We start from the raw sequence: 12,049 nt of genomic DNA, 5'->3' as shown, positions 1-12,049 counted from the left end.
GAAGTGACCGTCCATATCTGCCGTGCCTCCACCCCGGCGCGCAAGACCCGGTTCCCGCAGGTCTCCCCGCGGCGAGCGGCGACGCGATACCGTGGCGTTCCTTTTCCCCACATGATCCTCGTGGCCGCCCTGGAGGTTCCGTGGTACAGGCGTACATCCTGATCCAGACGGAGGTCGGCAAGGCGTCGACCGTCGCGGAGACGATCAGCAAGATCCCTGGAGTGATCCAGGCCGAGGACGTGACGGGGCCGTACGACGTGATCGTGCGGGCCGAGGCCGACACCGTCGACGACCTGGGCCGCATGGTGGTCGCCAAGGTCCAGCAAGTGGACGGCATCACCCGCACCCTGACCTGCCCGGTCGTGCATCTGTAGCCCCCGTCTACGCTGTGCCGGTGAACTCCTTCCGTCACCGGCACCGTTTCACCCTCGGCCTGCCCCCGCTCGCCCTGCTGATCGCCGCCGCGGGCTGCTCCTCAGCAGACGGCACCGGGTCGGCGGCGGTTCCCAGCCCGGACGCGAAGGCCACGAAGCTGTGCCGGAACCTGGACAAGGCACTGCCGGCGAAGGTGGACGGTGAGAGCCGCGACGACCCCGAGCCCGCGTCCGCGCTGACCGCGGGCTGGGGCAGCCCGGCGATCATACTGCGGTGCGGTGTCGCACGGCCGCCGAAGATGGCCGACCCCGAGGTGGCCGACGGGCGCGACCCGGACGCGCTCCCCGGGGGCGTCGACGGCGTCGACTGGCTGATGGAGAGGCAGGACGACGGCGCGTTCCGCTTCACCACCGCCAACCGTGAGGCGTACGTCGAGGTGCACGTGCCCAGGGGTCAGGACACCAGCGGCGTCCTGATCGACCTCGCCCCGGCCGTCAAGGAGGCGATCCCCGAGGGGATCGCCTCCTGAGCGTGCTTCAGCGCAGGCCGGTCGAGCGGCGCAGCGCCGCCTGCACCAGGCGGTCCACCAGCTCGGGGTAGCTGATCCCGCTCGCCTGCCACATCTGCGGGTACATCGAGATGGGCGTGAAGCCGGGCATCGTGTTGATCTCGTTGATCACGAACTCGCCGTCCTCGGTGAGGAAGAAGTCCGCCCGCACCAGGCCCTCGCAGGAGGCCGCCTCGAACGCCTCCACGGCGAGCCGCTGGACCTCGGCGGTCTCCTCCTCGGTCAGCGGGGCGGGCACGACGCCGGGGGTGGAGTCGATGTACTTGGCCTCGAAGTCGTAGTACGCGTGCGCCTCGGGCGGCGGGATCTCGGCCGGCACGGAGGCCCGCGGGCCGTCCTCGAACTCCAGCACGCCGCACTCGATCTCGCGACCGCGCAGCGCGGCCTCCACGAGGATCTTCGGGTCGTGCCGCCGGGCCTCGGCGATCGCCTCGTCCAGGCCGGAGAGGTCGTCGACCTTGGTGATGCCGATCGACGAGCCCGCGCGCGCGGGCTTCACGAACAGCGGCCAGCCGTGCTCGCCGGCGAAGTCGACGATCTTCCTGCGGGCGGCGGACTCGTCGCGCTCCCACTCCCGCGGCCGGATCACCACGTAGGGACCCACCTTGAGCCCGAACGAGGTGAACACCCGCTTCATGTACTCCTTGTCCTGGCCGACGGCCGAGGAGAGCACACCCGAACCCACGTACGGGACGCCGGAGAGCTCCAGGAGTCCCTGCAGGGTGCCGTCCTCGCCGTACGGGCCGTGCAGCACCGGGAAGACCACGTCGACCTCGCCGAGCGCCTTGGGCACCGAACCGGGTTCGCTGTAGACGACTTCGCGGTTGCCGGGCTCGACGGGGAGCACCACGCCGCCCTCGGTCGACTCGGCGAGCTGCTCGACGCTGGGCTGCCTGCGGTCGACGATCGCCATGCGCCCGGGCTCGTCGGCGGTGAGCGCCCAGCGGCCGTCCTGGGTGATGCCGATCGGCAGGACGTCGTACTTCGTCCGGTCGATGGCCCGCAGAACGGCGCCGGCGGTGACCACGGAGATCCCGTGTTCGGAGCTGCGTCCACCGAACACGACGGCCACACGCGGCTTGCGAGACGGCTGCTCGGGACTCTGGGGGAGGTTCTCGGTGCTCATATCGCGATGAGAGTACCCGGTGGTAGGGCGCGGAGACAGCGCCCGCCGCCTCGCGTCGCTCAGCGTCGTTCCGGCTTCGCGCTGCGCGACATCAGCTCCTTCAGGGCCACCACCGGAGGCTTGCCCTCGTGCACGATGCCGACGACCGTCTCGGTGATCGGCATGTCGACGCCGTGCCGGCGGGCCAGATCGAGCACCGACTCGCAGGACTTGACGCCCTCGGCGGTCTGCCTGGTGACCGCGATGGTCTCCTGCAGGGTCATGCCCTTGCCGAGGTTGGTGCCGAAGGTGTGGTTGCGCGACAGCGGCGAGGAACAGGTGGCCACCAGGTCGCCCAGGCCGGCGAGTCCGGAGAAGGTCAGCGGGTCGGCGCCGAGGGCGACACCGAGCCGGGTGGTCTCGGCGAGCCCGCGCGTGATGAGCGAGCCCTTGGCGTTGTCGCCGAGCCCCATGCCGTCCGCGATGCCGACGGCCAGCCCGATCACGTTCTTCACCGCTCCGCCGAGCTCGCAGCCCACCACGTCCGTGTTGGTGTACGGACGGAAGTAGGGCGTGTGGCAGGCGGCCTGGAGGCGCTGGGCGACGGTCTCGTCGGTGCAGGCGACCACGGCGGCGGCCGGCATGCGGGCGGCGATCTCCCGGGCCAGGTTGGGCCCGGTGACCACGGCGATCCGGTCCCGGCCGACCTTGGCGACGTCGTCGACGACCTCGCTCATCCGCATCGCGGAGCCGAGTTCGATGCCCTTCATCAGCGACACCAGGACCGTGTCGGGGGCGAGCAGCGGCGTCCAGTCGGCGAGGTTGCCGCGCAGCGTCTGCGAGGGGACCGCGAGGACGGTGAAGTCGGCGCCGTCGGCGGCCTCGGCGGCGTCGGTGGTGGCCCGCACGCTCTCCGGGAGTTCGACGCCGGGCAGGTAGTCGGGGTTGGTCCGGGTGGAGTTGACCGCCTCGGCGAGTTCGGGGCGGCGGCCCCACAGCACGACCTCGCACCCCGCGTCGGCGAGGACCATGCCGAACGCCGTGCCCCACGATCCGGTGCCGAAGACGGCCGCCTTGACCGGCTTGCTCACTTGCCCAGCCCCTTTTCCCGCACGCGCCCGCCCTGCGTCTGCGCCTGAGTCCGGCGCCGCTGCTCGATCCGCTCCCGGCGCGGATCGTAGGGAGTGGCGGGCGCCCGCTCGCCGCGGATCAGCTCCAGCTGGCGGGTGATCGCCGCCATGATGACCTCGGTCGCCTCCTTGAGCAGCTCCGGGGTCATCTCCCGGTCGTAGAAGCGGGAGAGGTCCACCGGCGGCCCGGCCAGGACGCGGTGGGTCTTGCGCGGGAAGAGGCGCGGTTTCCTGGCGTACGGCGGCAGCACCTCGTTGGCGCCCCACTGGGCGACGGGGATCACCGGGCACTTGGTCTCCAGGGCGACCCGCGCGGCACCGGTCTTGCCGGTCATGGGCCAGCCGTCGGGGTCGCGGGTGAGGGTGCCCTCGGGATAGAAGGCCACGCACTCGCCGCGCTGCACGGCGTCGATGGCGGCGCGGAAGGCGCTGAGCGCGTCCGTGCTCTCGCGGTAGACGGGGATCTGCCCGGTGCCGCGCATCGCGGCACCGACGAATCCCTTCCCGAAAAGCCCGCTCTTGGCGAGGAATCGCGGGACGCGGCCGGTGTTGTACTGGAAGTGCCCGTACGCGAGGGGATCGATGTGGGAATTGTGGTTCACCACGGTGATGAATCCCCCCTCAGCCGGAATGTGCTCCATTCCACGCCAGTCCCGCTTGAGCAGAACCACCAGCGGCGGTTTGCAGATCACCGCGGCGAAGCGGTACCAGAAGCCGATTCTGCGGCGGGGCACGCGGACACCTTCCTCTAGGGCCTGGAACGGGGCCAGGGGAGCCGCACAAGTGTCGCCCCGGGCCGCCGGTCTGTCGAGGACACGGTACGCCCCGGCACGACGCCTCCCCGATGACCGGGGTGACAATGGCCGCGACAAGAGAGGGACGGGACGCTCGTGCTGTGGACCTTGGTCGTACCCCTGAAGCCGCTGGCGAAGGCCAAGAGCAGGCTCTCGGACACCGCGGACGACGGGCTGCGGCCGGGCCTGGCGCTCGCGTTCGCACTGGACACGGCGGGCGCCGCGCTGGCGTGCCCCGCGGTGAAGGATGTGGTGGTCGTCACGGACGACCCGCGGGCCGGCCGGGAGCTGGCCGCCCTGGGCGCCCGGATCGTCCCCGACGAGCCGGGCGGCGGCCTGAACGCCGCTCTCGCCCACGCGGCGGCGGTCGTGCGGTCCGCCCGTCCCGAAAGTCCCCTGGCGGCCCTGAACGCAGATCTGCCGGCATTGCGCCCGCTGGAATTGTCACGAGTACTGGACGCGGCCGCGGAATTCCCCCGGGCATTTCTTCCGGATGCGGCCGCAATCGGCACGACGCTGCTGGCCGCCGCCCCGGGCCGGGCGTTGCTCCCCGCTTTCGGCCCCGGTTCCCGGGCCCGCCACCGCGCCTCCGGTGCCGTGGAACTGTGCCTCGCCGGCGTGGATTCCGTACGCCAGGACGTGGACACCGGCGACGACCTGCGCGCCGCGCTCGCCCTGGGCGTGGGTCCCCGCACGGCCGCGGTCGCCGCGCGGCTGGCGGCACCCGGGCAGTAGGCTGCCGCCATGCAGGCGACCGCTTACACGTACGACCCCGAAAGCCGCAGCGGGCAGGTGCTGCTGGACGACGGCACCCCGGTGCCCTTCGACGCGGCGGCGTTCGACGCGGGGGGCCTGCGGCTGCTCAGGCCGGGACAGCGGGTGCGCATCGAGGTGGAGGGCCCGCGGGACGGCCTGCGGATCACTCTCGTGACCCTTCAGACACTCTGAACGCCCTGGGCACCGCGGACACGCCGCGGGCCGGACTCCGCGGCGGAGTCCGGCCCGGCGTGTGGGTGCCCCTGCGGCCTGCCCTTACTTCTTGCGGGCGGCGGTGGTCTTCTTGGCGGTGCTGCGCGCCGCCGTCTTCTTGGCGGGCGCCTTCTTGGCCGTCGCCTTCTTCGCCGGGGCCTTCTTGGCGGTGGTGGTCTTCTTCGCGGCGGTGGTCTTGGCGGTCGCCGTGGTCTTCTTGGCGGGCGCCTTCTTCGCCGTGGTCTTCTTGGCGGCGGCCGTCTTGGTGGTCGCCTTCTTGGCCGTCGTCTTCTTCGCCGTCGTCGTCTTCGCCGCACCCGCCGTCTTCTTGGCCGCGGCCTTCTTGCCCACGGACTTGGAGATGGTGGCCGGCGCGCCGGACAGGCTGCCCTTGGGCGCCTTCTTGACCGCGATGTCGCCCTTCGGGAGCTTCTTCGAGCCGCTGACCAGGTCCTTGAAGCCCTGACCCGCGCGGAAGCGGGGAACCGAGGTCTTCTTGACCCGAACCCGCTCGCCCGTCTGGGGATTGCGGGCGTAGCGGGCCGGACGGTCGACCTTCTCGAAGGAACCGAAGCCGGTGACCGAGACCCGTTCACCCGCGACGACCGCGCGGACGATGGCGTCCAGTACATGGTCGACAGCATCGGCGGCCTGCTGGCGGCCGCCCATCTTGTCGGCAATCGCTTCTACGAGCTGCGCCTTGTTCACGTCTTCCCCTTCGGAGACATCGCCAGAACGAAACTGTTCAAGCTTTTCGCACGTTAGGCAGATATATACCGCAAATCAAACACGAAACGGGCTTATCACCCTTGTGCCGCAGCAGGCTCGGCCGCCTCGGACCGCTCAGCGTTCCTCGCCGGGGAGAAGCCCCTCGTCGAGGTCCGCGGTGAACCGCTCCAGCCGCCTTGCCGCACCGACAAGATCGTGTTTGGCCGCGGCCGTAATGACCAGCAGCTTCCGGGTCAGCGCCATCCGTACGCCCTCCGGGACTTGCAGTGCGCGCACCTTCGCGTGCGCTTCCTTGAGCCGGACCGCGACCGCCGCATAGAGCTCGAGTTGGCCGTCGTGTTCCATGCACAGATTGTGCCATCTAGGGCAAGTTGTCGCCTGCGCAGGGTGCAACTGCCGCCTTCGGCAGCCGTCCGGGCACCGGTGGAAGCCACGGCTGCACTCCTCGCCTACCCCGGCAACCACCGCCGTAACGTGGGAAGTTGAGCGTCAGCGGGGCGGTGCGCAGGGCCGTCCGGGTGCGAATACGGCCGTACCCCCGATCGGGGACGATCGGGGGTACGGCGGGGGATGTTGGGTGGCCGAAACTCGACCTGTCCGGCTGCCCGGGACCGTGCCGCGGGTCAGACCGGGAGGGTCCGCGGCTTGAAGGACGGGCGGCGGGCCTCGTAGGTGGCGATGTCGTCCTCGTTCCGCAGGGTGATCGAGATGTCGTCGAGGCCGTTCAGCAGCCGCCAGCGGGAGTTCTCGTCCAGCTCGAAGGAGGCGGTGACGCCCTCGGCGCGCACCTCGCGGGCGACCAGGTCGACGGTGATCTCGGTCTGCGGGTCCCGCTCGGTGAGCTCCCACAGCGCGTCCACGATCTTCTGCTCCAGGACCACCGTGAGCAGCCCGTTCTTGAGCGAGTTGCCGCGGAAGATGTCCGCGAAGCGTGAGGAGATCACGGTCTTGAAGCCGTAGTTCTGCAGCGCCCACACGGCGTGCTCGCGGGAGGAGCCGGTGCCGAAGTCGGGGCCGGCGACCAGGACGGTCGCGCCCTGCCGCTCGGGCCGGTTGAGCACGAACTCCGGGTCCTTGCGCCAGGCCTCGAACAGCCCGTCCTCGAACCCGTCCCGCGTGACCTTCTTGAGCCAGTGGGCGGGGATGATCTGGTCGGTGTCGACGTTGCTGCGGCGCAGCGGGACGGCCCGGCCGGTGTGCGTGGTGAATGCTTCCATGACTGATCAGACTCCAGCGGGCGTACGGGTGTCGGCGTCGGCCAGGTCGGCCGGGGAGGCGAGGTGGCCGAGGACCGCGGTGGCCGCCGCGACCTGCGGAGACACCAGGTGGGTACGGCCGCCCTTGCCCTGCCGGCCCTCGAAGTTGCGGTTGGAGGTGGACGCGGAGCGCTCCCCCGGGGCGAGCTGGTCGGGGTTCATGCCCAGGCACATCGAGCAGCCCGCGTGCCGCCACTCGGCGCCGGCCTCCTTGAAGACCACGTCCAGGCCCTCGGAGACGGCCTGCAGGCCCACCCGCGCGGAGCCCGGGACGACCAGCATCCGTACGCCGTCGGCGACTTTGCGGCCGCGCAGGATCTCGGCGGCGTTGCGCAGGTCCTCGATGCGGCCGTTGGTGCAGGAGCCTACGAAGACGGTGTCCACCTTGATGGAGCGCAGCGGCTGCCCGGCCTCCAACCCCATGTACTCCAGGGCCTTTTCGGCGGCGAGGCGCTCCGAAGCGTCTTCGTACGAAGCGGGGTCGGGGACGGACGCCGAAAGCGGTGCGCCCTGCCCCGGGTTGGTCCCCCAGGTGACGAACGGCGACAGCTCGGCGGCCTCGATGACCACCTCGGCGTCGAACTCGGCGTCGTCGTCGGTCCTCAGCGTCTTCCAGTACGCGACCGCCGCGTCCCAGTCGGCGCCCTCGGGGGCGTGCGGGCGGCCCTTGAGGTAGGCGAAGGTCGTCTCGTCGGGAGCGATCATGCCCGCGCGGGCGCCGGCCTCGATCGACATGTTGCAGATGGTCATCCGGGCCTCCATCGAGAGCTTCTCGATGGCCTCGCCGCGGTACTCCAGGACGTAGCCCTGGCCGCCGCCCGTGCCGATCCTCGCGATGATCGCCAGGATGAGGTCCTTGGCCGTGACGCCCTCGGGCAGTTCGCCGTTGACCGTGATCGCCATGGTCTTCGGGCGGGTCATCGGCAGCGTCTGGGTGGCCAGCACGTGCTCGACCTGGGAGGTGCCGATGCCGAACGCCAGCGCGCCGAAGGCGCCGTGCGTGGAGGTGTGGGAGTCGCCGCAGACGACGGTGGTGCCGGGCTGGGTCAGGCCCAGCTGCGGGCCGACGACGTGGACGACGCCCTGCTCGACGTCGCCCAGCGGGTGCAGCCGGACACCGAACTCGGCGCAGTTCTTGCGCAGGGTCTCCAGCTGGGCCCGGGAGACCGGGTCGGCGATGGGCTTGTCGATGTCGAGGGTGGGGGTGTTGTGGTCCTCGGTGGCGATGGTGAGGTCGAGGCGGCGGACCTTCCGGCCGCTCTTGCGAAGGCCGTCGAAGGCCTGCGGGCTGGTCACCTCGTGCAGCAGGTGCAGATCGATGTAGAGGAGGTCGGGCTCGCCCTCGGCGCGCCGGACGACATGGTCGTCCCAGACCTTCTCCGCGAGTGTCCTACCCATCGCTTTCCCTCCGGCCGGCGAAGACGTGCGCCGACCCAACTAGAGATCTTGGGGAGGCGGCGCCCGCGCCCCTTGTTTCCGGGCATCCGCCGCCAGGCCCTTACGTCACGGGCCGCTGTGACTTCGTGTCTTCCAGGGTGGCGCGTTCCACGGAAAATTGAACTTGCGTTTCACAGAGTGAGACGCAAGTATCGTTTCATGGACAACAGTAGCGGCGTCGGCGTTCTGGACAAGGCGGCACTCGTCCTGAGCGCTCTGGAATCGGGTCCGGCCACCCTCGCGGGACTGGTCGGCGCCACCGGACTGGCACGACCCACGGCCCACCGTCTGGCCGTGGCCCTGGAGCACCACCGCATGGTGGCGCGCGACATGCAGGGCCGGTTCATCCTCGGCCCGCGCCTGGCGGAGCTGGCCGCGGCGGCGGGCGAGGACCGCCTGCTCGCGACGGCCGGCCCGGTGCTCACCCACCTCCGGGACGTCACGGGCGAGAGCGCGCAGCTCTACCGCCGCCAGGGCGACATGCGCATCTGCGTCGCCGCGGCGGAGCGCCTGTCCGGTCTGCGGGACACGGTCCCGGTCGGCTCGACGCTGACGATGAAGGCCGGTTCCTCCGCGCAGATCCTGCTGGCCTGGGAGGAGCCCGAGCGGCTGCACCGCGGTCTGCAGGGCGCCCGTTTCACGGCGACGGCCCTCTCGGGCGTCCGGCGGCGCGGCTGGGCCCAGTCGATCGGCGAGCGCGAGCCGGGCGTCGCGTCCGTCTCCGCACCCGTGCGCGGCCCCTCCAACCGCGTGGTGGCCGCCGTCTCGGTCTCCGGTCCGATCGAACGCCTGACGCGCCACCCGGGCCGTATGCACGCCCAGGCGGTCATCGACGCCGCCGCGCGCCTCTCCGAGGCCCTGCGCCGCTCGGGCTGACCGCCGCGCCGCACCGTCCGACGCCTCCGGGGGCCGGCCGCCTCAACGCCGCGGCGGTCCCGCCCCCGGGCGCGTCCCCGCCCCGGGCCCGCCTCGCGCCGTGCCGGTCACTTCATCCTGAGCCGATCGGCCGCACGTTCCCCGCGGCGTCCCACCGGCACGACTCCGGTGGCCCGCCCCAGCCCGAACTCGGGCATGTTCACGTACACCGACTCGTGGGCCCCGGCCGGCACGACGTACGTCTCGTGCCAGAAGCCGACCCTGCCCCTCCCCTCGCGCAGCCGCCGGTTGAAGGCGGCCCAGGCCGGGCGGTGCGCCCTGTCCGGCGCCGAGGCGTACGCGAAGAGCTTGTCGTGGGATTCCCAGTACTGCACCAGGTAGAACACCCTCGGGAAGCCCAGCAGGAACTGGTGGCCCAGCAGCCCGCTGTCCTCGTCGCGGGAGAGCTCCCTGATCATCGGTCCCATGGCCCTGGCCACGGGCACCCAACTCCGCAGTGCCGCGAAGCTGTTGATGCGCATCCCGATGAGGAAGACGACGATCTCGCCCTCGCCCGCGGCAGTCGTGCGCCCTTCGATCGGCTTGCCCATGACGTCCTCCGCCTCCACGCCGAAACTTTTTGGATAGCGTCACTATCCTTATTGGATAGTGCCACTCCCCAACGGAGGGCGCAACAGGATCCGGGAACGCGCACTCGCCCGAACACGCCGAAGGGCCCTCCCCGAGGGGAGGGCCCTTCATCGATGTACCCCCGACCGGATTCGAACCGGCGCTACCGCCTTGAGAGGGCGGCGTGCTAGGCCGCTACACAACGGGGGCGTGGATCTTGCGTTTCCGCAGATCCGAGCTGGTCTACCTGGACTCGAACCAAGACTAACTGAACCAGAATCAGTCGTGCTGCCAATTACACCATAGACCAATGATGGTTTAGACCAGTCAGTACCCCCGACCGGATTCGAACCGGCGCTACCGCCTTGAGAGGGCGGCGTGCTAGGCCGCTACACAACGGGGGCCCTAGCAGTCCCGACGGGATCGTCGATCCCTTCGGAACCAGTACCCCCGACCGGATTCGAACCGGCGCTACTGCCTTGAGAGGGCAGCGTGCTAGGCCGCTACACAACGGGGGCTTGCGGATGTGATCCGCGGGTTGCAGATGAGCTCTGCGAGCTGGCCTACCTGGACTCGAACCAAGACTAACTGAACCAGAATCAGTCGTGCTGCCAATTACACCATAGGCCACTGGAACGCAAGCCCCAAAGGGGATCTTGTTCTAGTTCTGCGCTTGGGGGTTCTCCGGCCTTGCGGCCCGCTCCCCGGCGGCGCAGGAAGAACATTACCCGAAGGTGGACGGGGCTCCAAAACGAGTATCGGAGCCGAGCAGGGAGGGCAGTTCGGCGAGGGACGCGATGCGGTGCGGGCCGCCGGCCGGGTCACCGTCCGCGTACGCGGTGGTGCGGTCGATCCAGACGGACAGCAGTCCGGCGTCGGCGGCGCCGCGGCCGTCGATCTCCGGGTGGTCGCCGACGTACGCGACCTGGTGCGGCGGCAGCCCCAGTGCCTCGCAGGCCGCCAGGAACGCCCCGGCCTCGGGCTTGGAGACGCCGAGCTCGGCGGCGCACAGGATGGTCTCGAAGCGGTCGTGGACACCGAGGACGCGCAGCTTGCGGTCCTGGACGGTGAGGCTGGAGTTGGACAGCACCGCGTGCCGGTGGCTGGCGGCCAGGGCGTCCAGGACGGGCAGGACGTCGGGGAAGAGGGCCCAGGCGGCCTCGTAGTGGGCGACGTAGCGCCGGAACCAGGCGTCGGCCTCGTCGTCGCTCAGCCGTGCCTCCAGGAAGGTGCGGACGCGGTCGCGGCGCTGCCCCTCGAAGGTCGTCTCCCCCGCCGAGAACCGGGCCCAGTGCCGGTGGGTGGCCTCCCTCCACAACGCGAGGGCCTGCTCGGCGGTGCCGTACGCGTCGAGCAGGCCCTCGGCCGCCAGGTGCGCGCGCATGCCCGCGCGGTCCGCGGTGGTGTAGTCGAAGAGGGTGTCGTCGACGTCCCAGACCACGGCGCGAATGCTCATGGCCCGACGGTATCCCGGCGGCGCCCGGTCCGGGGGCCGGTTCACGGCGCTCGTGCCGGTCGGGGGCCGGGCCGGGGCCGCGCCGGGACCGTGACCGTCGCGGGGCTCGGCGGCCGGCTTCCGGGTGGAGGCGCCGGCGGCCCGGCGGCCGTCGCCCCGCGGGCCGTTCCAGGAGGCTCGGACGGCGGCGGCCGTGGAGGCGCCGCCGGGGGCGCGCACGACCGTCCCGGCGGCGGTGCGGGATCGGCCGGGCCGGCCGGGCGGTGCACGACGGCGACGCGGCGGACCGGGCCGCCGGGTGACACCGGCGCCGGCGGTGCCGGCGGTGCCGGTGGGTCCGGCGCCGGGCGGCAGGCCGGTGACGGGCGGGTTCCGGGTGGTGCCGTCGGCGGCGGCGCGCAGGGCGGCCCGCGGCGTTCTGGGTGACCGCGCTCCGGCCCGCCGCCGGCCTTGTGGGTGTGGCCCTCGGGGAGGGTGACCGTGGCCGTGGCGCCGGTGGAGTGGTGCTTCCGGGCGGCCGCGCCGGTGCCCCTGGTGCCGGCCGCGCCGGCGGCCAGGCCGTCCGGACCGGCGTGGCCGGCACGGCGCACGACAGGGCCGTCGCCCCGCCGGGGGCCACGGCCGCGAGTCCTCGTGAACGGGTCGCGGTCCCCTCCCCCGGAACAGCGCGGGGGGGCGGGCCCGGGGGGCGGGGGGGGGGGGGCGCCCCGGGGGGGGGGGGGCGCGGGGGGGGGGGGTCTGCCGG

The 12,049-nt window shown here is 71.6% G+C and carries 14 protein-coding genes and 5 tRNA genes; 5 read left to right on the top strand and 14 right to left on the bottom strand.

The genetic code is table 11. The features are described from left to right. Positions 1–140: 140 nt before the first annotated feature. Positions 141–374: an Lrp/AsnC ligand binding domain-containing protein gene (locus AB0L29_RS08950; protein ID WP_324937439.1), complete on the top strand. Its 234-nt coding sequence runs from the start codon at positions 141–143 to the stop codon at positions 372–374. A gap of 20 nt (positions 375–394) precedes the next feature. Further along, entirely contained in the window at positions 395–904 is a 510-nt protein-coding gene (locus AB0L29_RS08945) for a DUF3515 domain-containing protein (protein ID WP_365824869.1), read from the top strand. Positions 905–911: 7 nt separating this feature from the next. Here the strand turns inward: AB0L29_RS08945 and AB0L29_RS08940 are convergent, their stop codons facing one another. From AB0L29_RS08940 to AB0L29_RS08930, 3 genes are read right to left on the bottom strand one after another with little or no spacing between them, the layout of a single operon-like run. Continuing rightward, entirely contained in the window at positions 912–2,069 is a 1,158-nt protein-coding gene (locus tag AB0L29_RS08940) for a D-alanine--D-alanine ligase family protein (protein ID WP_365824867.1), read from the bottom strand. Positions 2,070–2,128: 59 nt separating this feature from the next. Further along, on the bottom strand, positions 2,129–3,139 hold the full coding sequence (locus AB0L29_RS08935; protein ID WP_365824865.1) for an NAD(P)H-dependent glycerol-3-phosphate dehydrogenase: 1,011 nt from the start codon (positions 3,137–3,139) through the stop codon (positions 2,129–2,131). Beyond that, on the bottom strand, positions 3,136–3,912 hold the full coding sequence (locus tag AB0L29_RS08930; RefSeq protein WP_365824863.1) for a lysophospholipid acyltransferase family protein: 777 nt from the start codon (positions 3,910–3,912) through the stop codon (positions 3,136–3,138). The genes AB0L29_RS08935 and AB0L29_RS08930 overlap by 4 nt, the downstream gene beginning before the upstream one ends. Before the next feature lie 156 nt (positions 3,913–4,068). Here AB0L29_RS08930 and cofC point away from each other — a divergent pair, with 156 nt between their 5' ends. Together cofC and AB0L29_RS08920 are read left to right on the top strand one after the other, a co-directional pair. Then, entirely contained in the window at positions 4,069–4,707 is a 639-nt protein-coding gene (gene cofC / locus AB0L29_RS08925; protein ID WP_365824861.1) for a 2-phospho-L-lactate guanylyltransferase, read from the top strand. A 9-nt stretch (positions 4,708–4,716) separates the two neighbouring features. After that, on the top strand, positions 4,717–4,920 hold the full coding sequence (locus AB0L29_RS08920) for a hypothetical protein (protein ID WP_365824859.1): 204 nt from the start codon (positions 4,717–4,719) through the stop codon (positions 4,918–4,920). Between the two features lie 84 nt (positions 4,921–5,004). On the opposite strand, the gene AB0L29_RS08915 is transcribed toward AB0L29_RS08920, so the two are convergent. The 4 genes from AB0L29_RS08915 to leuC form a co-directional block, all read right to left on the bottom strand. Beyond that, entirely contained in the window at positions 5,005–5,649 is a 645-nt protein-coding gene (locus tag AB0L29_RS08915) for an HU family DNA-binding protein (protein ID WP_365824857.1), read from the bottom strand. A 135-nt stretch (positions 5,650–5,784) separates the two neighbouring features. Then, complete coding sequence (locus tag AB0L29_RS08910; RefSeq protein ID WP_365824855.1) at positions 5,785–6,015, bottom strand: hypothetical protein; 231 nt, start codon at positions 6,013–6,015, stop codon at positions 5,785–5,787. Positions 6,016–6,293: 278 nt separating this feature from the next. Then, a complete protein-coding gene (gene leuD, locus AB0L29_RS08905; RefSeq protein WP_365824853.1) occupies positions 6,294–6,887 on the bottom strand; it encodes a 3-isopropylmalate dehydratase small subunit in 594 nt (197 codons plus the stop codon). A gap of 6 nt (positions 6,888–6,893) precedes the next feature. Then, positions 6,894–8,324, bottom strand: a complete 1,431-nt coding sequence (gene leuC, locus AB0L29_RS08900; protein ID WP_365824851.1) for a 3-isopropylmalate dehydratase large subunit — start codon at positions 8,322–8,324, stop codon at positions 6,894–6,896. 198 nt (positions 8,325–8,522) lie between these two features. Between leuC and ndgR the strand changes: the two genes are divergently transcribed. Further along, positions 8,523–9,239, top strand: a complete 717-nt coding sequence (ndgR, locus tag AB0L29_RS08895) for an IclR family transcriptional regulator NdgR (protein ID WP_023546516.1) — start codon at positions 8,523–8,525, stop codon at positions 9,237–9,239. 107 nt (positions 9,240–9,346) lie between these two features. Here ndgR and AB0L29_RS08890 read toward each other — a convergent pair whose 3' ends face one another. The 7 genes from AB0L29_RS08890 to AB0L29_RS08860 all read right to left on the bottom strand — a co-directional run bounded on the left by AB0L29_RS08890 (position 9,347) and on the right by AB0L29_RS08860 (position 11,304). Beyond that, positions 9,347–9,829: a DUF4188 domain-containing protein gene (locus AB0L29_RS08890; RefSeq protein WP_365825157.1), complete on the bottom strand. Its 483-nt coding sequence runs from the start codon at positions 9,827–9,829 to the stop codon at positions 9,347–9,349. 156 nt (positions 9,830–9,985) lie between these two features. Further along, positions 9,986–10,058, bottom strand: a tRNA-Glu gene (locus tag AB0L29_RS08885). A 28-nt stretch (positions 10,059–10,086) separates the two neighbouring features. Continuing rightward, positions 10,087–10,158: transfer RNA gene (locus AB0L29_RS08880), tRNA-Gln, on the bottom strand. 21 nt (positions 10,159–10,179) lie between these two features. Beyond that, positions 10,180–10,252: transfer RNA gene (locus AB0L29_RS08875), tRNA-Glu, on the bottom strand. 41 nt (positions 10,253–10,293) lie between these two features. Then, positions 10,294–10,366, bottom strand: a tRNA-Glu gene (locus AB0L29_RS08870). A gap of 40 nt (positions 10,367–10,406) precedes the next feature. Next, positions 10,407–10,478: transfer RNA gene (locus AB0L29_RS08865), tRNA-Gln, on the bottom strand. 94 nt (positions 10,479–10,572) lie between these two features. Then, the gene (locus AB0L29_RS08860) at positions 10,573–11,304 is read right to left on the bottom strand and encodes an HAD family hydrolase (protein ID WP_365824849.1); all 732 of its coding nucleotides are present in this window, start codon (positions 11,302–11,304) and stop codon (positions 10,573–10,575) included. Positions 11,305–12,049 lie beyond the last annotated feature (745 nt).

Origin of the sequence: Streptomyces sp. NPDC052701 (assembly GCF_040678355.1) — a bacterium.
Classification (GTDB): Bacteria; Actinomycetota; Actinomycetes; order Streptomycetales; family Streptomycetaceae; genus Streptomyces.
The sequence above is the reverse complement of the archived record's forward strand: the minus strand, read 5'-3'. Positions and strand labels throughout refer to the sequence as shown.